Source organism: Paraburkholderia sp. UCT70, from assembly GCF_050434085.1.
Taxonomy (GTDB): domain Bacteria; phylum Pseudomonadota; class Gammaproteobacteria; order Burkholderiales; family Burkholderiaceae; genus Paraburkholderia; species Paraburkholderia tuberum.
In genome coordinates this window covers 601,213-623,239 of record NZ_JBNPVZ010000002.1, presented here as the reverse complement: position 1 = coordinate 623,239, position 22,027 = coordinate 601,213, and the positions used below count along the sequence as shown (strand labels likewise).

General features: G+C 65.1%; 17 protein-coding genes, 1 tRNA gene and 3 pseudogenes. 13 read left to right on the top strand and 8 right to left on the bottom strand.

Translation table 11 applies throughout. The features are described from left to right. The first annotated feature begins 95 nt into the window (after positions 1–95). The 13 genes and pseudogenes from OKW41_RS05130 to OKW41_RS05070 all read left to right on the top strand — a co-directional run bounded on the left by OKW41_RS05130 (position 96) and on the right by OKW41_RS05070 (position 10,481). Complete coding sequence (locus tag OKW41_RS05130) at positions 96–362, top strand: hypothetical protein (protein WP_429571759.1); 267 nt, start codon at positions 96–98, stop codon at positions 360–362. Beyond that, positions 359–1,129 carry a cupin domain-containing protein gene (locus tag OKW41_RS05125; RefSeq protein ID WP_429571758.1) on the top strand — a complete coding sequence of 257 codons (771 nt, stop codon included), beginning with the start codon at positions 359–361 and terminating at the stop codon, positions 1,127–1,129. The genes OKW41_RS05130 and OKW41_RS05125 overlap by 4 nt, the downstream gene beginning before the upstream one ends. Beyond that, positions 1,126–1,674, top strand: a complete 549-nt coding sequence (locus OKW41_RS05120; protein WP_429571757.1) for a 2,4'-dihydroxyacetophenone dioxygenase family protein — start codon at positions 1,126–1,128, stop codon at positions 1,672–1,674. The genes OKW41_RS05125 and OKW41_RS05120 overlap by 4 nt, the downstream gene beginning before the upstream one ends. 23 nt (positions 1,675–1,697) lie before the next feature. Continuing rightward, entirely contained in the window at positions 1,698–2,945 is a 1,248-nt protein-coding gene (locus OKW41_RS05115) for a CaiB/BaiF CoA transferase family protein (RefSeq protein WP_429571756.1), read from the top strand. Then, positions 2,942–3,706: an enoyl-CoA hydratase-related protein gene (locus OKW41_RS05110; protein ID WP_429445165.1), complete on the top strand. Its 765-nt coding sequence runs from the start codon at positions 2,942–2,944 to the stop codon at positions 3,704–3,706. Before OKW41_RS05115 ends, OKW41_RS05110 begins: the two co-directional genes overlap by 4 nt. Beyond that, the gene (locus OKW41_RS05105) at positions 3,691–5,499 is read left to right on the top strand and encodes an acyclic terpene utilization AtuA family protein (protein ID WP_429571755.1); all 1,809 of its coding nucleotides are present in this window, start codon (positions 3,691–3,693) and stop codon (positions 5,497–5,499) included. The genes OKW41_RS05110 and OKW41_RS05105 overlap by 16 nt, the downstream gene beginning before the upstream one ends. Further along, entirely contained in the window at positions 5,496–6,656 is a 1,161-nt protein-coding gene (locus OKW41_RS05100; protein ID WP_429571754.1) for an acyl-CoA dehydrogenase family protein, read from the top strand. Before OKW41_RS05105 ends, OKW41_RS05100 begins: the two co-directional genes overlap by 4 nt. 140 nt (positions 6,657–6,796) lie before the next feature. Next, positions 6,797–7,473: pseudogene (locus OKW41_RS05095) on the top strand (SDR family NAD(P)-dependent oxidoreductase); the annotation flags it as partial. Between the two features lie 311 nt (positions 7,474–7,784). After that, the gene (locus tag OKW41_RS05090) at positions 7,785–8,279 is read left to right on the top strand and encodes a YbhB/YbcL family Raf kinase inhibitor-like protein (protein ID WP_429571753.1); all 495 of its coding nucleotides are present in this window, start codon (positions 7,785–7,787) and stop codon (positions 8,277–8,279) included. Positions 8,280–8,480: 201 nt separating this feature from the next. After that, positions 8,481–9,614, top strand: a complete 1,134-nt coding sequence (locus OKW41_RS05085) for a porin (protein ID WP_429571752.1) — start codon at positions 8,481–8,483, stop codon at positions 9,612–9,614. Between the two features lie 29 nt (positions 9,615–9,643). After that, positions 9,644–10,024: a BON domain-containing protein gene (locus tag OKW41_RS05080; RefSeq protein ID WP_429445153.1), complete on the top strand. Its 381-nt coding sequence runs from the start codon at positions 9,644–9,646 to the stop codon at positions 10,022–10,024. Between the two features lie 72 nt (positions 10,025–10,096). Further along, positions 10,097–10,258, top strand: a pseudogene (locus tag OKW41_RS05075) (IS6 family transposase); the annotation flags it as partial. A 49-nt stretch (positions 10,259–10,307) separates the two neighbouring features. Beyond that, complete coding sequence (locus OKW41_RS05070; protein WP_184062866.1) at positions 10,308–10,481, top strand: hypothetical protein; 174 nt, start codon at positions 10,308–10,310, stop codon at positions 10,479–10,481. Between the two features lie 735 nt (positions 10,482–11,216). Here the strand turns inward: OKW41_RS05070 and OKW41_RS05065 are convergent. The 8 genes and pseudogenes from OKW41_RS05065 to fdnG form a co-directional block, all read right to left on the bottom strand. Next, positions 11,217–12,471 (bottom strand): annotated as a pseudogene (locus tag OKW41_RS05065) (tyrosine-type recombinase/integrase). Between the two features lie 168 nt (positions 12,472–12,639). Then, positions 12,640–12,732 (bottom strand) — tRNA-Sec (locus tag OKW41_RS05060). Positions 12,733–12,791: 59 nt separating this feature from the next. Then, positions 12,792–14,705, bottom strand: coding sequence for a selenocysteine-specific translation elongation factor (selB, locus tag OKW41_RS05055; RefSeq protein ID WP_429571751.1), 1,914 nt, complete (start codon positions 14,703–14,705; stop codon positions 12,792–12,794). Positions 14,706–14,718: 13 nt separating this feature from the next. Continuing rightward, a complete protein-coding gene (gene selA / locus OKW41_RS05050) occupies positions 14,719–16,167 on the bottom strand; it encodes an L-seryl-tRNA(Sec) selenium transferase (protein ID WP_429571750.1) in 1,449 nt (482 codons plus the stop codon). A 44-nt stretch (positions 16,168–16,211) separates the two neighbouring features. Then, complete coding sequence (gene fdhE / locus OKW41_RS05045; RefSeq protein ID WP_429571749.1) at positions 16,212–17,213, bottom strand: formate dehydrogenase accessory protein FdhE; 1,002 nt, start codon at positions 17,211–17,213, stop codon at positions 16,212–16,214. A 124-nt stretch (positions 17,214–17,337) separates the two neighbouring features. Beyond that, positions 17,338–17,994 (bottom strand): formate dehydrogenase subunit gamma, encoded by a 657-nt coding sequence (locus OKW41_RS05040; protein WP_429571748.1) that lies wholly within the window; start codon positions 17,992–17,994, stop codon positions 17,338–17,340. Further along, the gene (gene fdxH, locus OKW41_RS05035; protein ID WP_429445138.1) at positions 17,991–18,914 is read right to left on the bottom strand and encodes a formate dehydrogenase subunit beta; all 924 of its coding nucleotides are present in this window, start codon (positions 18,912–18,914) and stop codon (positions 17,991–17,993) included. Before fdxH ends, OKW41_RS05040 begins: the two co-directional genes overlap by 4 nt. 9 nt (positions 18,915–18,923) lie before the next feature. Then, a complete protein-coding gene (gene fdnG, locus OKW41_RS05030; RefSeq protein WP_429571747.1) occupies positions 18,924–21,992 on the bottom strand; it encodes a formate dehydrogenase-N subunit alpha in 3,069 nt (1,022 codons plus the stop codon). Positions 21,993–22,027: the final 35 nt, after the last annotated feature.

Genomic DNA, 22,027 nt, shown 5'->3' with positions numbered 1-22,027 from the left:
CGTACTTGACGCCGCTTTGCGCATGCCTAAACTACTAACATTAGGCATTTAGGTTTAAGTCCCTGAAGTTGAGTCCTGAGTGGAGCTCGATGCGCATGCGGAACCTTCTCTTCCTCCTGGCTACCCCCGTCCTTGAGCCGCAAGCGATGGCGGTGGCCCCTTATCCGGCCAAGCCCATCAAGATCATCGTTCCCTTTCAGGTCGGAAGCGGACGGGACGCCAGGGCGCGCGTGCTCGACCAATCGCTGCCCGCCAGCAAGGGCAAGCCCGTCATCGTGGAAAATCATCCCAATGCCTCCGGCTTCACGGCGGCGCAGGCCGCCGCCCCGGAGCTCAAGACCGCATGGAGCCAGCCCGAATGAAGCCCGTACCTACCGTGGTCAGGGCGGCCGATCTTGCCGCCTACGCGCCGGCGAACCATACCGGCACCTCTAACGTGCGCGTGATCGGCCCCGAGACTGTCGGCGCGACGGCGCTCGAAGTGCTGGTCGGCACGATCATGAAATCGCACGGCGCGCGGCCGCACGCGCATCCCCACCTGGAGCAATGCGCCTACATGATCGAGGGAACCGGCGAGTCGGGGGCGGAGGGCATCGTGGAAGCGATGGAGCCCGGGACCTGGGCTTACGTGCCGGCCAGCGTGTTCCATTCGTTTCGCGTGACCAGCGACCAGCCCGGGCGTGTGCTGGTCGTCTATACGCCGCCTTATGGCGAGAACCCGGCGCACACGATCACGGAACCCGACGGCGCTGCCGCCGCGCCTGCTCACGGCAAGGTGCGCGTGCTTGCCGCCGGCGACGCCGCCACCGGCACGGTTCCCCTCATCGACCGCGAGACCGCTGGCGCGCGCTGGGTCGACATTGCGGCGCTGCGCATGCCTGCCGGCAGCGCATCGGTCTGCACCACGGAGCCTGACGCCGAGCAGGTTCTCTACGTCGAAGACGGACGGATCGACGCACGTGTCGACGGGCAGGACTTCGGTCTCACCCCGGGCGACTTCCTGTTTCTTCCGCGCGGGGCCGCTGCCTCCCTGCGCTGTTTGCCGGAGCAGCCTGCGTCCGGCTTCCTTATCAAAGGGCGGCTTCCATCGACTGCCTTACATCCACTAGCAACCGGAGACAACGCATGAACGCAAGACTTCTCGCGCCGCCCACCACGTCCACCGGCGTCCCGCTGCCGCTGCCCGCCCTGCCCCAGGACAAACTTCTGACCGTCAACATCGAGCAGATCCCGCTGATCAGGGATGTCTTTCCGGGCATCCACATCAAGCCGCTGCGCCTGGACCTGGAGCGCGGCGAGTGGGTCTTCATGGCCATCCTGGAACCCGGTTGCTCGCTGCCGATTCACTACCACACCGGTACGGCGCAAGTGTGGACGATCCAGGGCTGCTGGGCGTATCGCGAGTACCCCGAGCAGCGGCAGACGGCAGGCTCCTACCTGTACGAGCCGGGCGGCTCGGCGCACACCTTCTACACCCCCGAGGACAACACCGAGGACACCATCACCATCGCCTGGATCGAAGGCGCGCAAGTGAGCTTCAACGATGACGGCACGTTCCACTCGCTCAATGACGCGGTCTCGATCCGGTACGCGATCGAGGCCCTCGCGACGGCGCGCGGCATCGGACCGGTGCCCTACATCCGCGGCAATGGCGCCGACGTGGCCGGTTCGTGAGCGGAAAGAGGAGCACGGACAGAATGAGCAACGACTCGAACCAGGGTGGGCCGCTGGCCGGCCTGCGCATCATCGACATCACCGAAGTCGTCATGGGACCTTCGGCCACGCAGATGCTGGCCGACCTGGGGGCCGACGTGATCAAGGTGGAGCCGCCCGGCGGCGACATGCTGCGCGCCACCGGTCCCGGCGGGCGCTCGGGCGCCGGCCCGCTGTTCCTCAACCTGAACCGCAACAAGCGCAGCGTCATGCTGGACCTCAAGCGCCCTGCCGGCAAGGAAGCGCTGCTGAAGCTGGCGCAGACGGCCGACGCGCTGGTCTACAACGTGCGGCCGCAGGCGATGCAGCGCCTCGGGCTGGATTACGAGGCGCTGCGGCTGGTGAACCCGCGCATCGTCTACGTCGGCACCTTCGGCTTCAGCCAGCGCGGCCGCTATGCGGACTCGCGCGCCTTCGACGACCTGATCCAGGCGGCCGTCGCGATCCCCGAGGCCAGCGTGCGGGCCGGTTCCGACGTGCCGCGCTATGTCCCGCTCAACCTCTCGGACCGGGCCACGGGCCTGTACGCGTTCGGCGTGATCTGCGCGGCCCTGCTCGCGCGCGAGCGCACGGGCTGCGGGCAGGCGGTGGACGTGCCGATGTTCGAGACCACCGCGCAGATGATGCTGGGCGATCATCTGTACGGCCACACGTTCATCCCGCCGCGCGGCGGCTTCGGCTATCCGCGGCTGCTCAACCCGCAGCGGCGGCCGTACGCAACGCAGGACGGCCTGGTGTGCCTCGTCGTCTACACCGACGAACAGTGGCAGGCCTTCATGCGCGTGGTCGGCGAGGCCGAGCGGTTCAACAGCGACCCGCGGTTTGCCGACGGCGAATCGCGCACCCAGCATGTCGAGGCGCTGTACGAGATCCTCGCCGACAAGCTGAAAGCGCAGACCACGCAGCAATGGCGCGAGCTGCTGGAGCCGCTCGGCATCCCGGTGTTGCCGGTGCACACCTTCGAGTCGCTGATGGACGATCCGCACCTGCAGGACATCGGGTTTTTCCAGCAGTTCGAGCATCCCACCGAAGGCATGCTGCGAACCATGGCGGTGCCCAGCGAATGGCCGCAAACCTCGCTGCCGCCGCTGCGCCCGCCGCCGCTGCTGGGTGAGCACAGCGCGCAAGTGCTGGCCGAGGCCGGCTACTCGCCGCAGCAGATCCGCGAGATGGCGCAGGAGGGCGTGACGCAAGTGGCGGCGTGCAGCGAGTCAACGGGAGTCGAAGCATGAGCGAGGTCGTGCACGGCAGCCGGCAGGACGGGCGGCTGATTCTCACCATCGACCGTCCGGAGCGCCGGAATGCGCTCAACGCGGAAGTGATCGGCACCTTGCAGAAAGCGCTGGATCGCGCCCGGTCTGACGAGACGATTCGCGCGGTGGTGCTCACCGGTGCGGGCGACGAGGCGTTCTGCGCCGGCGCCGACCTGGGCGGGGATGCCTTCGCGTTCGACTACGCCACGCCGACCAGCGCCTACGCCGACCTGCTGCGCACGGCCCGCACGCTGAACGTGCCGCTCGTCGCGCGGGTCAACGGCGCCTGCATGGCCGGCGGCATGGGCCTGCTCGCGATGTGCGATCTCGCCATCACGGCCCGGCACGCGAGCTTCGGCCTGCCCGAGGTGAAGGTGGGCGTGTTCCCGATGCAGGTGCTCGCCGTGCTGCAGGCCCAGTTGCCGCTGCGCTGCCTGGCGCAGCTGTGCCTGACGGGCGAGCCCATCGACGCGGCGCGGGCACGCGAGATCGGACTGGTGAACGAGGTGGCTGACGACCTCGACGCTGCGCTCGAGCGCCTGCTGTCACGGCTGCTCGCCAACTCACCTACCGCGCTGCGGCGCGGCATGTATGCGATGAAGGCGATGCGCTCGATGTCCTTCGAAGAGGCGATCGCCTTCGGCGAAGGGCAGATCGGCCTGCTGGCCCTGACCCAGGACGCGCGCGAGGGCCTGGCCGCATTCAAGGAAAAGAGGAAACCGCAATGGACGGGCAACTGACATCGTCGACGCCGGGCAAGGTTGTGCGCATAGGTGGCGCCTCAGGCTTCTGGGGCGACAGCAGCCTCGGGCCGCTGCAGCTGGTGCGCTGCGGCGCCATCGATTACCTCGTGTTCGACTATCTCGCCGAGCTCACCATGTCGATCCTCGCGGGCGCGCGCATGAAGCGGCCGGAGGAAGGCTACGCCATCGACTTCGTCACGGTGGCGCTGCGCTCGGTGCTGAAGCAGGCCGTCGAGCAGGGCATCCGCATCGTCAGCAACGCCGGCGGCGTGAATCCGAGGGGCTGCGCCGCGGCGGTGCGGGCTCTGGCCGACGAACTCGGCGTAGCGGTGCGGGTCGCGATCGTCGAAGGGGACGACGTGCTCCCGCTTGCCGCCGCGATGCGAGCGGCCGGCACGGTCGAAATGACCAGCGGCGAGCCTATGCCGGAGCGCCTGGTGACGGCCAATGCCTATCTCGGCGCACTGCCCATCGCGCGGGCCCTGGCCGCGGGCGCCGACATCGTCATCACCGGCCGCTGCGTCGACAGTGCGGTCACCCTCGGCGTGCTGATGCACGAGTTCGGCTGGGCGGCCGACGCCTTCCACCGGCTCGCCGCCGGCAGCCTGGCCGGCCACATCATCGAATGCGGCTGCCAGGCGACAGGCGGCCTGCACACCGACTGGGCCAGCGTGCCGGACTGGGCGAACATCGGCTATCCGATCGTCGAGTGCCGCGAAGACGGCAGCTTTGTGGTCACCAAGCCCGCAGACACCGGCGGCCTCGTCACGCCCGCAACCGTCGGGGAGCAACTGCTGTACGAGATAGGCGATCCGGCCAACTATCTGCTTCCGGACGTAACCTGCGACTTCCGCCAGGTGCGCATGGAGCAGGCCGGGCCGCATCGCGTGCTCGTGACCGGCGCGCGCGGCCGCCCGCCAACCGGCACCTACAAGGTCAGCGCCACCGCGCCGGCGGGCTTCAAGGTGTCCGGGCAGCTCACCATCGTCGGGATCGACGCCACAGCGAAGGCCAAGCGCACGGGCGAGGCGCTGCTCGAGCGCGGCCGCCGGCTGCTGCACGAGAGCGGGTTCGCGGATTTCCTGGCCACCCATATCGAGCTGCTCGGCACGGAATCAGCCTACGGGCCGCATGCTCGCCCCTTGCCGACACGCGAAGTTGTGTTGCGCCTGACGGTGAGGCATGCCGACCGGCGCGCACTGGAGATGTTCAGCCGCGAGTTAGCCGCACCCGGCACGTCCTGGTCGCCCGGCACGACCGGTGCCGGTGGCCGTCCCTCGGTGTCGCCGGTGCTGCGGCAGTTCGCCTGGCTCATTCCGAAGGCGCAGGTGACGCCGACGGTCACGCTCGGCGAGACGACATTCGCCGTGACGTTGCCGCCACCGCAAGCGCAGGTCGCGCCCGGACCGCTGGCGCCCATCGAGGGTGCGCTGCCCGCGGGCCCACGCCAGACCGTGCCGCTCGTGAGAATCGCGCTCGGACGCAGCGGCGACAAGGGCGACACCTCCAACATCGGCCTCATCGCGCGGCATCCGGCCCTGCTGCCGGTGCTGCAAGACCAGGTGACGCCAGAACGCGTCGCGGAGTACCTCCGCCATCTGGTGCAGGGGCCGGTCCACCGTTACGAGCTGCCCGGCATCCATGCCATCAACCTCGTCTGCGAACGGGCGCTGGGCGGCGGCGGCATTGCGTCGCTGCGCAACGACCCGCTCGGCAAGGGCATGGCGCAGATGCTGCTCGACATGCCGGTCGACGTCCCCGCAGACCTGCTGCAGGAGCGCCCCGCATGAATTTCGACTTCTCCGACGACCAGCTTGCAATCCGCGACGCCGTCGAGGCCCGCTGCGCCGACTTCGGCGCCGATTACTGGCTCGAGCGGGACCGCGATGGACGCTGGCCCAGCGAGTTCTGTGACGCCGTCGCTCGCGGCGGGTGGTTCGGCGTGACCATGCCCAAGGAACACGGCGGCGCCGGCCTCGGCATCTCCGCGGCTGCGATGGTGATGCGCACGATCGGCAAGCTCGGCTCGGCGGCGGTGTCGTCGGTACATCTGAACCTGTTCGGCCCGCAGCCGGTGGTCGTGTTCGGCAGCGAGGCGCAAAAGCGGCGCATGCTGCCGCCGTTGATCGACGGTTCGGATCGCGCCTGCTTCGGCGTGACCGAGCCCAGCGTCGGTTCCGACACCACACGCGTCAGAACCTTCGCCCGCCACGCGGGCGACCGCTACATCGTCCACGGCCAGAAGGTCTGGACCTCGACCGCGCAGCACGCCAACAAGATCCTGCTGGTGGCCCGCACGACGGCGATCGAGGCATGCGCGCGGCCGATGGACGGCGTCACGCTGTTCTACACCGACCTCGACCGTTCGCATGTGCGTATCAGCGAGATCGACAAGATGGCGCGCAAGGCAGTGGACTCGAACGAACTGTTCATCGACGGGCTGGAGATCCCCGTCGAGGATCGCATCGGCGACGAAGGCCAGGGCTTCAGGTACCTGCTGCACGGCCTGAATCCGGAGCGCGTCCTCATCGCGGCTGCCGCGCTAGGCGCCGCTGAGACCGCGCTGGCGCGGGCAACCGACTACGCCAGGGAACGCGTCGTGTTCGGCCGGCCGATCGGCAAGAACCAGGCGATCCAGCATCCGCTGGCGGAATGCTGGATGCGCCTGCAATCGGCCGAATTGCTGATGTGGAAGGCGGCGGCGCTCTACGACGCCGGCAAGCCCTGCGGTGTCGAGGCTACGGCGGCCAAGTACCTGGCGGCCGAGGCCAGTTTCGAGACGTCGTTGCGTGCGGTGCGTACGCACGGCGGCCACGGCTACGCGAAGGAGTACCACGTCGAGCGCGGCCTGCGCGAAAGTGTGCTAACGCTGCTCGCACCGGTGACCCAGGAGCTCGCGCTGTGCTACGTCGCCGAGCAGGCGCTCGGGCTGCCGAAGTCGTACTGACCCGCGCCGCGCGGGACAAACCGCATCCAGGGCGTGGCAGAGGCATGCCCGACGACACCAACGGGATCAATCAGCGACGGTCGACAAACCCGAGCCTGGAGACTGCGAAATGAGGATGAACCTTGCGGGAGGACAGTTTCATGAAGAGTTTTGAGGGTAAGGTCGTGATCGTCGTCGGCGCCGCCGGCCAAGGCAACATGGTGCAGTGCATTGCCCGACGCTTCGCCGGCGAAGGCGCCAGCGTGATTGTGGCTGGACGACGCGCGGAGCCGTTGGATCACCTGGCAAGCGAAATCGGAGGCGCCAGCCGGCTTTGCGATTTCACGCGCAAGGGAGACGTCGGAGCCCTCGTCGCCTTCGCGCACGAGCGCTACGGCCACGTCGATGTCGGCATCAACGCCACGGGCTGGGGACTTCTCCGGCCGTTCGAAGAGACGAGTGAGGATGAACTGCAGGCGATGATGGATCTCCAGTTCAAGGGGCCCTTTCAGTTCATGCAGGTGCTCGTGAAAGCGATGAGGCAAAATCCGACGCCGGGGGGCTCGATCATCATGATCTCGCCCGCGACCGCGACGATCATGCTTGAGAACCACGCCGCCTATATGGGCAGCAAGGCTGGCACCGACCACGTCGTGCGCTGTGTGGCCAACGACTTTGGCCATCTCGGAATTCGCGCCAATTCGATCTCTCCTGGCGTCACTCGCACGCCGATGTCGGGTGACGCGCTGGACATCCCCGAAATATTGGGGCCTTCGAGGCCGGCTATCCGCTCCGACGTATTGGCACTGTGGACGACGTCGCCGAAGCGGCTTTGTGGTTGGCAAGCAACGTGTGCTTCATGACGGGACAGAACCTGCAGGTCAATGGCGGCCTGACGCTGCGCCGCAATCCGACAGTGACGGAAATGGGCGCCGCCTATGCCCGGGTTATCGCGGACCTGTCCGCATAACGGAATCAATGGGGCAGACACGATTGAATAATCGTCCGCCGCCGAACGTGTCGTGCGTGGGGAGGCCGTGGCGCAGCTGGAGGATGCCGCGCCATGACAAATAAGTGCATCGGTTCCGGGGCGCATCCAGGCGATGCAGCTTTCCTGGTTATCAAATCAAGTAAATCAAAGGAAATGGCGTGAGCATCTTCACAGTGATATCGCCTGAATTCAAGGATCAGGAACGGCTGCAACTGGTGCATGAGTTCGATGGCTTCGACGGGACCGGCCAGAACCGTTCGCCCGCGCTGCAATGGCACGGCGCGCCGGCAGGCACGAGGAGCTTCGCCCTGACGCTGTACGACCCGGACGCACCCACCGGCAGCGGCTTCTGGCACTGGATCCTGTTCGATATCGATTCGTCCGTCACCCAGCTCGCCGCAGGCATAGGCTCACCCGACGCCACTGACCTGGGCGCCAGCGGCACTCAGGCCACCAACGATTACGGCGCCACCGGCTACGGCGGTCCCTGCCCGCCCAAGGGCTTGCCGGCGCACCGCTATATCTTCACCGTGCACGCGCTGGGTGTGCGCAAGCTGGAGCCGCCGGCCAACGCGCCCAACGCGGTGGTGCGCTTCGTGATCTACCAGAACACGCTCGCTACGGCCACCCTGACCGGCCTCTACAACCGGTGAGGGTGCGCCTTGCTGTCACTGTTTGAACCGCTCGCCAGCAGCCCCAGGGCCATCTGCCCGAATCGAGGAGCACGATCTAAGCATGGGGACTGCTTCCTGCCCACTCGATGCCGGTAGAAACGCCCGGCCCAGTTTCATTCCAGCACTAGCCGTACGCCTGCCGGAAGTGTCCCGCGATTGCAAAACAATTAGGAGACGGAAATGAAATCGATGTGGAGTGGCGCTGCAGCGCTTGTCGTGTTCGCGAGCGCAGCACACGCGCAATCGTCGGTGACGCTGTACGGCATACTCGATACCGGGTTCCTGTATCAGAGCGCGAACGCGAGCAACTTTCAGTCGAAGGTGAATCTCGGGCATGTCTACGAGCTCAAGGACGGCGGCATCTATGCGAGCCTCTGGGGCTTGAAGGGCACCGAGGACATCGGCGGCGGCTACAAGGTCAACTTCAAGCTGCAGGGGTCGTTCGACACACCCACCGGGAGGGCCGGATTGGCCGACACACCGACCGCCACCGCGATGTTCAACCAGCAGACGACGGTGGGCGTGTCGAGTCCGTACGGCACGCTCGACCTGGGCCGGCAGATCCTGCCGATGATCTATGCGATGGCGGACACCGACGTACGGAACGCCCAATACTTCGGCAGCATCCTGACCGCATGGCTCGGCCTGAACCAGGCCGCGGGCTGGCCGGGCACCAGCACGAACGGCTCGATCGGCGCGCTGTATGACGACAATGCGATCGTCTACCAGTCGCCGAAATTCTACGGCGCATCGCTTGCGCTCGAGTACGCGCCGGGCGGCGTCGCCGGGAAGTTTCAAGGCGGCACGCGCGAGTCGGCCGTGCTCAAGTATTCGAACTACGGCCTCAACGTGGCGGGGGTGTACTACAACGGACACGATGCCAACCCGTTTGCGCCCAACGGTGCCGTGACCCCGGCGACAGGCCTGAACAACAACCGGTTCTGGTACGTTGGCGCGCAATACACGTTTTACAATGTTTCCGTGTCGACGTCGTACGGCATGGGCAAGAATCCGGCGAAAAGCAGTCAAGACAGCTTCGAGATGATCTCCGCTGGCCTCGGCTACCAGTTCACCCCATTCTTCAAGGCCACGTCGGGCTTCTATTACCTGAGGGACCGGAATTTTTCGTCCAACCAGTCGAATCTGTTCGCGGTGGGCGCCGAATATAACCTGTCCAAGACCACCCTCGCCTACGCACAGGTCGGGTACGTCAACAACCGGGGCAACATGAGCCAGACGATCGTATACGCTGCGCCGGTTCCGGAAGGAACGTCGAGCACCGCAGCAATGATCGGCATCCGTCACGCTTTCTGACCCGTGAACCACGACAATCGGAGCATCGAATGAGCACAACCAACATGGCACTCAGGATGGCCGGTGGCATATTGCTCGCGCTGGCATCGGTTCACGTCTCGGCGCAGTCAGGCGCAGCGAGCGCGGCGTCGAATGGCGCCGCGACGGCGGCGTCGGCCGCACCGGCGGCCAAATCGGACCGGGCGGCCAGTCGCGCACTGCGCCGCAAGGTCTATTCGGCCATCGTGAAGCACAAGGAGATCAACGCCGGGAACATCAGTGTCGTCGCGAAGGGCGGTGCAGTCACCCTCTACGGGACGGTCGTCGACCCATCGCAGATCGACAAGGTGGCCGAAATCACCAAGGGCGTCCCGGGCGTCATCTCCGTGACCACCAAGCTGACGGTCGAGAAACCGTTCGGCGGCCAGTAAGCTATGGCGGTTCTGTTGCAGTAAGGCCGGTCCGCTATGATGTGCGGAACGACATGAACGACTGAAAGCTCGATGAAGACGATGAATCCGGTGGTGGCCCGAGTGCTCAAACGCCTGCATTATCCGCTGGACGTGATTCTGACTTGCGTGCGCTGGTACGTGGCCTATCCGCTGAACCTACGGCACCTTGAAGACATGTTGGCTGAGCGCGGCGTTTGGGTCGATCAACTCACGCCTCGCTCGCTCGACGCTTGACCGCTTGCACGTAGGGGAGTGCGATCGCATGGTCGACGTCAACATTAAGGGCGAGTTGTACGGCATCGTCGCTGCGTTGGAGTTGACGATGGTGGCTAATAAAGCACACGTCATCAACGTCTTGTCGGCGACCGGACATAAGTTCGGTCCATGCATTGGACCGACATACAAGAAGGTCCGCCAGAATCCGGCTATGACTTGATGTCGTTGTGTGGATCGCGCAAAAACAAAATGCGGTTAGGCCCAGACTCTGCGGGGTTTGCCGCCGTTTCTGGCGGAGAGGGAGTGATCGAACAGCGCTGCGCTCTGCGGAGTGATAAACCTATAGGAGCCTAGTCGATGTTTCGATCTGAGCAGCGATCCACCACCTTGCAGTGTCCTTTTCGACGCATAAGCTGCAATCGCATCCGCTCATAGAGATTCCCTCAGGCTGTTATCGATAGGCCGTACTAGTATCCAACGCGCATTCCTGGTTTTCCTAAGCGAATGAACTGCTGCTCCGCCGCCCTACAGTTGGACCGCTGGCAGCCCCCAAGCCGTCAGAAATGGGACTGCGTTACCAGTAAACAGGTTGTCGCGAGCACAGTTCGCGCATTGATATACGAGTCTCAATCTCGTGAGCAGCGAACGCGGCCGGCCCCTCGACGCGACCCAAAATTCCGCTTTGTTCCCGCGAGAGCCATCCGTCTTGTGGGGGCAAACGTGGGGGCAAAATCGCCCCAAACGAAAAAGGCTCTCAGAGCCGAAGCCGTGAGAGCCTTATATCTATTGGTCGGGGCGAGAGGATTTGAACCTCCGACCACCGGCACCCCACGCAGGAAATGCTTCTCCACACGAAGACAAAGTCCCCTGCGACTGCCTGCCCGTCAGTAATGCTCAATGAACGATCGAAAGAAACCTGTCGAATGGTCCGGCTTTCTCCGTGTTCGAACAGCAACTATGCAGCGAACGCTTCTGATACCGCCGACGCCGTTGGCACAGTGCTCTCCTGCGCTTTGCCGCTATACCTTCCCCAGTCTTCCATCATCAGGCGCCGACGCTCAAGCTGGTCGCGACGCCGGTAGGCCGCTACCGTCTGCGATACGATGATGTGAGCCAGTGCTTCTTCGGCGAGTGAATCCGGGTATTCCGTACATTCGGCCACCCAGTCGCGAAACGTCGACCGGAAACCATGCACAGTGATCCCGTCCCGCGACATGCGCCTCAGCAGAGTCAGCATCGCCATGTTCGACAATGGGCGACCTTCCTTGCAGCCCGGGAACAGGTAGCCGTATTCCGCCCGCGGCAGCGCGCTGCGGACGATGTCGACGGCCCGTTCACAAAGCGGCACGCGAAGCGGCCGGCCACTTTTCGTCCGGTCGCCGGGTATTGACCAGATACGGTTGGCGAGGTCGAACTCCTCCGGCCGCGCAAAGCGGACCTCGTTCGTGCGAGTGGCTGTGAGGATAAGCAGGTGCAGGACCCGTGCTGCACGTCTGGGGCGCTGCTCCAGTTCGCGAATAAACCCGGGCAGTTCTTCCCAGGGCAGCGCGGGATGATGTCTTACCTGTGAGCGTTTCTTCGAGCGCGGCAATACGAGTTGCAAATGGTCAACGTACCGTGCCGGGTTGCTGCCGGTGCGGTGGCCCATGATAGTCTCGGCGTCGAGGATGGCCTTGATACGGCCCCGCACCCGGCGCGCGGTTTCCGCCTTTTTCGTCCAGATCGGCTGGAGAATCCGCACGATCATCGCGGTGTCGATATCGCGCACCCGAACCTCGCCGATCACCGGGTATGCGTAGCTCTTGAGCGTATTACCCCACTGTTGGACATGCTTGCGGTTTCGCCACTCGCGCTCCCGCGCGCAGATGAACGCTTCGGCTGCCTCACGGAACGTCACGTTGGCATCCCGCCGAGATATCGAGCAACTGTCGGCGCTGCTGCTCGCGCCGCGCGAGGATGGGATCAATCTGGTCCCTGACCATCTCGCGGTAGCTGGCGGCCAGTTTCCTCGCCTCGCCAAGCGAGACTCGCGAAACCGGACCGAGGCCCATCTCCCTCAGGCGGCCGTCAAGCCTGAACCGGAACACCCACGAACGCGCGCCACTGTCCGCGATCTGCATATAGAGACCACCGCCGTCGGCGTAATGGCCCGGGGCCACCTCCTTCGCGATCCGCAGTGCGCTGAGCCGGTGCAACTGTCGTCCTGACATGATTCCCTCCTACCCACTTACCCCATCTTCCTACCCATACTTCGTGTGTAAATTGTGTGGGACCTCACCGGAATCAGCAAGCACGCCGTTACCCATAAACCGCTTTAAAATCAGCGGCCTAGAGAACGTTTTCGGAAGATATCGGAATGCCCGGGAAGGCCTATGGGGCGGAAGGCAGCCGGAGTCGAACCGACCTGAGAGCGTCTGACGCCCTCAACTGGGTTTGAAGCCCAGCCGCACCACCGGATACGAATGCCTTCCTACGGTGATTGAATGACGCGTGCCCGATAGAAACAGACCGCCAGCCAGATCAAGGCAGATCAAGGCAGATCGAGCCAGCGGCTATCCGTGCGCACGAGGTGCAGGCCACGGTGGAAGCGAGTATACCCAACCCGGTCGAAGAACTCCAAAAGCTGGATCGCGCGTTTTCGGCCGAGCCCGGTCGCGTCGCGAAACGGCGCGGCCGCCACGGTGCCGCCGCTCTTGTGCGCCTCCGCCGCCGCGATCGACGCAAGTTCGCGAATCACCTGCTGGTGATAGAACAGGTCATGCACGACCTGGAACAGCTCGCCCTGACGCGCGAGCTTGCGCAGCAACTGACGCGCGCGCTCCTCCGGCACACCGTGCGCATTCGCGAGCTCGCGCACCCACGGCGGATCGAAACGCCCCGCCTCGATCTCGGGCAGCAGCGTCGCGGCAAGCGCCTGATCGGCGGCGTCGAGCGTCACGGCGTGGCCGGGCAAATGCAGCCACGGTCCGCGTCTGACGAGCTCGCCACGCACCGCCGCAACGTCGACCAGCGCGCGCCACAGCGCGTCGTCGACCAGTGGCGCCGCGATGCGCCGCAAGCGCGACACGTCCGGGCCGAGTTCGTCGGGCGAGCGCTCGTGGTATTGCGCGAGCGCGCTCGTCAGGCGCCGCTCGAGCGTGTGCCATGTCGCGTCCGCGACCAGCAGCGCGTCATGGCCCGGCAGTTCGATCGTGCGAGTCGCGGCGGGCAACGCGAGCGCGGCTGCCGGCATCCCCGTGAGGCGCTCCAGCAACGCCCGCGACAAACCGTGCGGCGCGCGAGCGAACAGCGCGTCGAGTGAGCCGGTGTCGAGCAGCGACTGCATCGCGTCGAGCCAGCCGAAGCGCTCCGGCGAGCGCCGCTTGCGCGCCGGAGCGAACGCATCGAGCACGTGCCCACCGCCCACCGTGCGATTGGCCTGAGCGTTACGCACGACGAAGCGATCGCCCGGCACCGTGCACACCGGCCGCTCGAACACGAGTTGCACGCGCGCGCGCTGACCGGGCGCGAGCGTGTCGCCTTCGAGCAGCGCGACATGCGCAACCTGATGCTGCGTGCCGAGATGCACGTGCAGCGGCTCCCAATGTTCGAGCGCGTGCGGCGCGTCGGCGAGCAGCGTCAACGCGACGTCGACGCGCTCGCTCGCTTGCGACAGTCGCGGATCGACGATCCAGTCGCCGCGCTCGATCGCACTCTTCTCGATGCCCGCCAGATTCAGCGCGCAACGCTGGCCGGCGCGACCGGTTTCGGCGGGGCGATTCTGCGCGTGGATGCTGCGCACGCGCACCGATTCGTTTTTCGGCGCGAGCACCATCGTGTCGCCGACGCTCACGCTGCCCGCCACCACGGTCCCGGTGACGATCGTGCCCTGCCCCGCGAGCGTGAACACGCGATCGACGGCGAGGCGGAACAGGCCGTCGTCACGCTTCATGCGCCATGCGGCGGCCTGCTCGCGCAGATGCGCGTTCAGCGCGGCGACGCCCGCATCGCCCGCGCGTGTCGCGCAGGTACCGAATACCGGCGCGTCGCGCAGCACGCTGCCAGCGACGAACGCGCTCACTTCATCGCGCACTTCGCGCAGGCGCTCGTCGTCGACGCGATCCACTTTCGTCAACGCGATTGCGCCGCGCCGGATGCCGAGCAGTTCGACGATCGCCAGATGTTCGCGTGTTTGCGGCATCACGCCGTCATCGGCGGCGATTACGAGCAGCGCGAAGTCTATGCCGCTCGCGCCCGCGGTCATCGTATGCACGAGCTTTTCGTGGCCCGGCACGTCGATCAGACCGAGCACGTCGCCGTTGTCGAGCGGCACGTACGCGTAGCCGAGCTCGATCGAAATGCCGCGCGCTTTTTCTTCCTTGAGCCGGTCCGTGTCGGCGCCGGTGAGTGCCTTCACGAGGCTGGTTTTGCCGTGGTCGATATGCCCAGCAGTACCGACGATCATGCGTGCCCGTCCTTCAGTTGCTTTTCGGTTGCGCGATCAGCTGTGCGATCAATTGTGCTTCGTCGGCGGCTTCGAGGCAGCGCAGATCGAGCCGCAACGCGTCGTCCGCGATCCGGCCGAGCACCGGCCGCGCCATCTCGCGCAACTGCTTTTCGAGCGCGAGCAGATGACGGCCGCCGCGCTTGCCGTCGGTCATTCTGATGACGAGGCCATAGCTCGGCAGCACGTCGACGGGCAATGCGCCGCTGCCGATCTGGCTGAACATCGGCTCCGCGGCCACGCTGTAGCGCGCGTCGATCGCATGCTGTAGCGCCGGTAACACGCGCTGCGCGGCGGCGTGAATATCTTCGGCGGCCCGCGTGAGGAGCCGTAGCGTGGTCAGCCGCTCCGTCAACTTCTCCGGCGCGCGATACAACTGGAGCACAGGCTCCAACGCCGCGAGTGTCAGCTTGCCGACCCGCAGTGCGCGCTTCAGCGGATGCTTCTTGATCTTCGCGATCAGATCGCGCCGCCCGACGATCAACCCGGCCTGCGGGCCGCCGAGCAGCTTGTCGCCGCTGAACGTGACCAGATCGGCGCCGGCCGCGACGGTCTCGCGCACCGTCGGCTCGCGCGGCAAGCCCCATTCGGCGAGATCGACGAGCGTGCCGCTGCCGAGATCGACGGCGACCGCAAGCCCGCGCGCGTGCGCGAGCGGCGCGATCTCTTCGATGCCGACTTCCTTCGTGAAGCCACTGATCGCATAGTTGCTCGCGTGGACTTTCATCAGCAGCGCGGTACGCGCGTTGATCGCCTGTTCATAGTCCTTCAGATGGGTGCGGTTCGTCGTGCCGACTTCGCGCAGCTTCGCGCCCGCGCGGCTCATGATGTCGGGAATGCGAAACGCGCCGCCGATTTCGACGAGTTCGCCGCGCGACACCACCACTTCCTTCTTCGCCGCGAGCGCGGACAGCGTGAGCAGCACCGCGGCGGCGTTGTTATTGACGATGGTCGCCGCTTCGGCGCCGGTCAGCTCGCAGATCAGATCGTCGATCAGTTCGTCGCGGTCGCCGCGCGTGCCGGTGGCGAGATCGAACTCGAGGTTGGCCGGTTGCGTGAGCGCGCTCATCACGGCGCGCACCGACTCATCGGGCAGCAGCGCGCGGCCGAGGTTCGTGTGCAACACGGTGCCGGTCAGATTGAACACGCTGCGCAGCCGCGACGCGTTACGTGCGAGCAGCGCCGCGGCGACCGTCGCATGCAGCTGCGCGGTATCGAGCGCGCTCACCGTCGGGTTGGCCGCCGCATCGCCCGATTGCGCACTGATGCGCCACGCATCGAGCGCGTCGCGCAGCGCGTTGAGTACCTGGGTGCGGCCGTATGCGCCGATGAGCGGCACGAATTCTTCCGACGCCAACACCTTGTCCACCGACGGCACGCGCGCCATCAGCGCGCGCAATGCCGAGCTGCTCACATCGCTCACGAGCAATCCTTGTCGTTTTGAACTTGCGTCCGGTCAGGTCGCCGTCAGGCCGACTCGTCGCCCTCCGTTTCGGCCGCGCCGGCCGTCTGCTCCGGCCACAGCCATGGATGCGGTGACGCGCGCCGGTAACCTTCCGCGCCCATCAGCAGATCGAGCGTGAGGCTCGCGAGGTCGTCCGCGAATGGATCGAACTCGTAGTCCTTCGCCTGAATGCCGATCTTGCGGTAAGTATGGCATTCGTCGCACGACTCCGCCTTCAGCGCGGCGTTTTTCGATTCGGCCTCGCGCGCGGCTGCGTCGGCGTCGGGCGAGCCGGCTACCTGGTACGCGATGCCCTTCGTCGAATCGCAGTTCGAGCATTTGCTACGGACCATATGCCATTCGGTCGCGCACAATCCGCATTGCAGATAGCGATAGTTGTCGTACGCGCCGCCGATGCGCAGCGTGCTCGCCACCGGATGCGAGCCGCACACCGGGCACAGGCCCGGTGTGTCGAGGTACGGTACGGCGCGCTTGTCGATGTCGGCGGCGAGGTCGGTCCATACGACCTGCAGCGCGGCCATGATGAACGGCGCGCTCGCCGGCTCGACGTCGGCGAAGCGCTGCGCGAAGATCGCGTCGGCCTGCGCTTCGAGCGCGGCGACGTCGAGCGAGCGCAGGCGCGCGAACAACGCCACGAGCGGCGGCGTCCACGGGGGACCCGCCGCTTCGATCCTGTCGAGCAGTTGTAGCAGCACGTCGCGCCACGCCGGATCGCGCGCGCCGGACAGCGCCGGAATCAGCGGCATCGAATACTGCTGCGCGCTCGCGATCAGCTCGGGGCTCGGTGGCTGGGCCTTGAAGTGCGCGAGCACCGCCTGCTGCGCATCGGCGAGCGCCGCCATCAGCCGCAGGTAGCCGGCGATCGGATTGCCGCGCGAGGCGAGCTGACGCAGGCGCGCGGCGCGCGGCGCGAACACCGCGAGCCGCTCGGGCATGCGGATTCGGGGTATTGCCGAGGGATCGAGCGACTCGATGTCGGCGGCTTCGAGAATGCGTTGAGTCAAGATATCGACCTCTGAAAACTGAAGGGCCGCCGCCCGTCATCGACGAGGCGCGGCGGCCCGGTGGGAGGGGCGCTGCGTGCGGCGCATTGAAACATGCGCTGGGGCAGCGCCGATTGAGCATACTTTACTTGCCGATGATTTCCCTGAACCAGTTTGGATGATGCTTGCGCGCCCAGCCATAGGTAACGGTGCCGCGCGTCATCGCACCTATGGAGCCCTTGACCCACAGCGCCGCATAGATATGCACGATGATGCCGACGATCAGCAGGAATGCCGTCACGGCATGCACGAGCGCCGAGAGCCGGATCACACCAATCGGGAAATAGAACGAAAAGTAGCGCCGCCAGATCACGATGCCGCTCAGCAACAGCAGCAGCATACAGATCACCATCACGAAGAACAGCAGCTTCTGCCCGGCGTTGTACCTGCCGATTGCGGGCAGGCGTTCCTCGCGATTGTTCAGCACGTCGCCGATCTGCTTCATCCACTGGATATCCGCCTGGTCCAGATAGTTGTGATGCCAGAAGCGCAACGCAAGAATCAGGAACGAGATGAACATCACGCAGCCGATGAACGGGTGCAGAATCCGCGTCCACTGCCCGCCGCCGAGTACCACGTACAGAAACGCCATCGACGGATGGAACAGCGCGAGACCGGACAGCGCAAGCAGGATGAAACAGATCGCGGTGATCCAATGATTCGTGCGCTCGTTCGGTGTATAGCGCACGATCAGGCGGTTGCCCGTTACGTCCGTGAAGTCGGTGTGCTCAGAGTGGTTCATTGCGTACCCTCCCGCGAACGGCGTGCTTCTTCGGCTTCCTTGACGGCTGCGGCTTCGTCGGCCTCGGACACCTCGTTCGGGCCGACGCGCGTGTAGTGGAAGAAGCCCGCGAGCGCGGCGATCCCCATTATGGCGAGCCCGATCGGCTTGGCTATGCCCTTCCACAACGAGACCAGCGGACTGATGCGCGGATCGTCCGGCAGGCCGTGATACAGCGACGGCCGGTCGGCGTGGTGCAACACGTACATCACATGCGTGCCGCCGACCTTGGCCGGGTTATACAGGCCAGCGTTCTGAAAACCGCGCTCCTTCAGATCGACGATGCGGTCCTCGGCCTGCTGCTTCATGTCCTCCTTGGTGCCGAACATGATCGCGCCGGTCGGGCAGGTCTTCACGCAGGCTGGTTCCTGGCCGACCGCCACACGATCCGAACACAGCGTGCACTTGTATACGCGGCGATCCTGCTTCGACATACGCGGTATGTCGAACGGGCAGCCGGCGATGCAGAAGCCGCAGCCGATGCAGTTCTCCTGGTGGAAATCCACGATGCCGTTCGTGTACTGCACGATCGCGCCCGGCGACGGACAGGCCTTCAGACAGCCCGGGTCCTCGCAGTGCATGCAGCCGTCCTTGCGGATCAGCCATTCGATATCGCCGGCAGAATTCTCGTACTCGGCAAACCGCATGACGGTCCACGAATTCTCGGTGAGGTCGGGCGGGTTGTCGTAGACGCCCACGTTCACGCCGATCTCGTCGCGCAGATCGTTCCACTCCATGCAAGCCGTCTGACACGCCTTGCAGCCGATGCACTTCGACACGTCGATGAGCTTCGCGACCGTGCCCGTGGCCGGCTCGCGAATCACCGGCGGCTGCGTGGTGGTGGCCGAAACGCGTCTGATGTCCAGTGATTGCAGTGCCATCTCTGTTCCTTATGCCTTTTCGACCTTGACGAGGAACGACTTGAATTCCGGTGTCTGCGAATTCCCGTCGCCCACCGGGGGCGTCAGCGTATTGACGAGATAGCCCGGCCTTGCGACTCCCATGAAGCCCCAATGCAGCGGCAGCCCGACGGTCTGCACCTTCTTGCCTTCGATCATCAGCGGTTTGATCCGCTTCGTCACGACCGCAACGGCAACCACATGCCCACGGTTCGAGCTCACCTTGACCCGGTCGCCGGCCACCACGCCGATCTCCTTCGCGAGGTCGTCGCCGATCTCGACGAATTGCTCGGGCTGGATGATCGCGTTCAGATGCGCGTGTTTGGTCCAGTAGTGGAAATGCTCGGTCAGACGATAGGTGGTTGCCGTGTGCGGGAAGTTCTCGTGTGAGCCGAAGGTGGCCTTGTCGTCCGGGAACACGCGCGCCGCCGGATTGCTGACGGCCAACTTGTTGTCCGGATGCAGCGGGTTGTAGCCGAGTGGCGTTTCGAACGGCTCGTAGTGCTCGGGGAATGGCCCTTCCACCATATTCTCGCGCGCGAAGAACCGAGCGACCCCTTCCGGATTCATGATGAACGGATTCATGCCGTTTTCGGGCGGCTCGTCGACCTTGAAGTCCGGAATGTCGGCGCCCGACCACTTGCTGCCGTTCCACGCGATCAGCTTGCGCGTCGGATCGAACGGCTTGCCGCTGAGGTCGCACGACGCGCGGTTGTACAGAACCCGCCGGTTCACCGGCCATGCCCAGGCCCAGTTCAGCGTGTTGCCGATGCCGGTCGGGTCCGAGTTGTCGCGGCGGCCCATCTGGTTGCCCGCCTGGGTCCACGCGCCGCAGAAGATCCAGCAGCCGCTCGAGGTCGAGCCGTCGTCGCGCAGCAGCGCGAAACTCGCGAGCTGCTCGCCCTTCTTCGCGAGCACCTTGGTCGTGTCCTTCGGATCGGTAACGTCCGCGAGTGCCTTGCCGTTGAACTCCATCGCGAGTTCTTCGGGCGTCGGGCTTTCCGGGTTCGCATACGGCCAGCTCATGTTCAGGATCGGATCGGGATACTTGCCGCCGTCCTTGCGATAAGCGTCGCGAATACGCAGCCACAGCCCCGCCATGATATCGAGGTCGCTCTTCGCTTCGCCGGGACCGTCCGCGCCCTGCCAGTGCCACTGCAGCACCCGGCTCGAACTAACGAGCGAGCCGCGTTCCTCGGCGAAGCAGGTGGTCGGCAGACGGAACACCTCGGTCTGGATCGAGCCGCTGTCGACGTCATTGAACGGGCCGTGGTTCTTCCAGAACTCCGACGTTTCGGTCGCGAGCGGATCCATGATCACGAGCCACTTCAGCTTGGCCAGCGCCGCGCCGTTCTTCGCCTTGAACGGCGCGGCGGCAAGCGGGTTGAAGCCCTGCGCGAGGTAGCCGGTCATTTTGCCCTGATTCATCAGCTCGAAGACTTGCAGCAGGTCGTAGGACTTGTCGAGCTTCGGCAGATAGTCGAAAGCGAAGTTGTTTTCGGCGGTCGCCTTGTCGCCCCACCACGATTTCATGAAGCTCACGTGGAACGCGCGATAGTTGCGCCAGTAGCTCAGTTGGTTCGGCCGCAGCGGCTGCGTGGCGCGCTTCGCGATGTAGGCGTCGAAGTCCTGCTCCGCTTCCATGGGCAGCGTCATGTAGCCCGGCAGCAGGTTCGACATCAGGCCGAGATCCGTCAGGCCCTGGATGTTCGAATGGCCGCGCAGCGCGTTCATGCCGCCGCCCGCGATGCCGATGTTGCCGAGCAGCAGCTGCACCATCGCGCCGGTGCGGATGATCTGCGAGCCGATCGAGTGATGCGTCCAGCCGAGCGCGTACATGATCGTGGCCGCGCGCCCAGGCACCGACGTCGACGCGAGCATCTCGCACACGTGCTGGAACTTCTCTTTCGGCACGCCGCAGATTTTCTCGACCTGCTCGGGCGTGTAGCGCGAGTAGTGCTGCTTCATCAGCTGATAGACGCAGCGCGGGTCCTGCAGCGTCGGGTCGACCTTGGCGAAGCCGTCGTCGCCGCGCTCGTAGTCCCACGAGGTCTTGTCGTAGCTGCGCTTCTCGGCGTTGTAGCCGGAAAACAGGCCGTCCTTGAACGCGAAATCCTCACGCACGATGAACGGCATGTCCGTGTAGTTCTTCACGTACTCGTGCTGGATCTTGTCGTTCGTCAGCAGGTAGTTGATCACTCCGCCGAGGAACGCAATGTCCGTACCGGTGCGGATCTGCACGAAGTAGTCCGCGACCGACGCCGTACGCGTAAAGCGCGGGTCGACCACGATCAGGCGCGCCTTGCGGTGCGCCTTGGCTTCGGTGACCCATTTGAAACCGCATGGGTGGGCCTCGGCCGCATTGCCGCCCATCACGAGAATCACGTCCGCGTTTCTGATGTCGACCCAATGGTTCGTCATCGCTCCACGGCCAAACGTCGGGGCAAGACCTGCCACCGTCGGGCCATGTCAGACACGCGCCTGATTGTCGAATCCGAGCATGCCAAGACTGCGAACAGTCTTGTGCGTCAGATAACCCACCTCGTTGCTGCCGGCCGATGCCGCGAGCACGCCGGTAGTCAGCCAGCGGTTGACCTTTTTGCCGTCTTCGGTCGTCTCGACGAAGTTCGCGTCGCGGTCTTCCTTCATCAGCTTCGCGATGCGGTCTAGCGCGTCTTCCCACGAGATGCGCTTCCACTCGCTCGCCCCGGCCGCGCGGTACTCGGGATAGCGCAGACGGCTCGGGCTATGGATGAAGTCGATCAGGCTCGCGCCCTTCGGGCACAGCGTGCCGCGATTGACCGGATGGTCGGGGTCGCCCTCGATGTGGAAGATGCTCGTCTTCACATTCTTGGCCTCGTCGCCAAGACCGTACATCAGGATGCCGCAGCCCACCGAACAGTACGGGCAGGTGTTGCGGGTTTCAGTCGCACGCGACAATTTGTACTGACGGACTTCGGCCAGCGCGGGTGTCGGCGAGAAGCCCATCAGGGCCAGGCTCGATCCGGCAAGTGTCGTGGCAGAGACCTTCAGGAATTGTCGCCGAGTCATTTGCGTCATTGCATGGCCTCGGCTCTTTTGGGGACAAAATTGAT

What these genes read in the sequence shown, in the direction of transcription:
- OKW41_RS05125 (WP_429571758.1), top strand. Translation starts at nt 359, where the DNA reads ATGAAGCCCGTACCTACCGTGGTCAGGGCGGCCGATCTTGCCGCCTAC.
- OKW41_RS05105 (WP_429571755.1), top strand. Translation starts at nt 3,691, where the DNA reads ATGGACGGGCAACTGACATCGTCGACGCCGGGCAAGGTTGTGCGCATA.
- OKW41_RS05085 (WP_429571752.1), top strand. Translation starts at nt 8,481, where the DNA reads ATGAAATCGATGTGGAGTGGCGCTGCAGCGCTTGTCGTGTTCGCGAGC.
- OKW41_RS05040 (WP_429571748.1), bottom strand. Translation starts at nt 17,994, where the DNA reads ATGAACCACTCTGAGCACACCGACTTCACGGACGTAACGGGCAACCGC.
- OKW41_RS05080 (WP_429445153.1), top strand. Translation starts at nt 9,644, where the DNA reads ATGAGCACAACCAACATGGCACTCAGGATGGCCGGTGGCATATTGCTC.
- OKW41_RS05130 (WP_429571759.1), top strand. Translation starts at nt 96, where the DNA reads ATGCGGAACCTTCTCTTCCTCCTGGCTACCCCCGTCCTTGAGCCGCAA.
- fdxH (WP_429445138.1), bottom strand. Translation starts at nt 18,914, where the DNA reads ATGGCACTGCAATCACTGGACATCAGACGCGTTTCGGCCACCACCACG.
- OKW41_RS05110 (WP_429445165.1), top strand. Translation starts at nt 2,942, where the DNA reads ATGAGCGAGGTCGTGCACGGCAGCCGGCAGGACGGGCGGCTGATTCTC.
- OKW41_RS05115 (WP_429571756.1), top strand. Translation starts at nt 1,698, where the DNA reads ATGAGCAACGACTCGAACCAGGGTGGGCCGCTGGCCGGCCTGCGCATC.
- OKW41_RS05100 (WP_429571754.1), top strand. Translation starts at nt 5,496, where the DNA reads ATGAATTTCGACTTCTCCGACGACCAGCTTGCAATCCGCGACGCCGTC.
- OKW41_RS05120 (WP_429571757.1), top strand. Translation starts at nt 1,126, where the DNA reads ATGAACGCAAGACTTCTCGCGCCGCCCACCACGTCCACCGGCGTCCCG.
- OKW41_RS05070 (WP_184062866.1), top strand. Translation starts at nt 10,308, where the DNA reads ATGGTCGACGTCAACATTAAGGGCGAGTTGTACGGCATCGTCGCTGCG.
- selB (WP_429571751.1), bottom strand. Translation starts at nt 14,705, where the DNA reads ATGATCGTCGGTACTGCTGGGCATATCGACCACGGCAAAACCAGCCTC.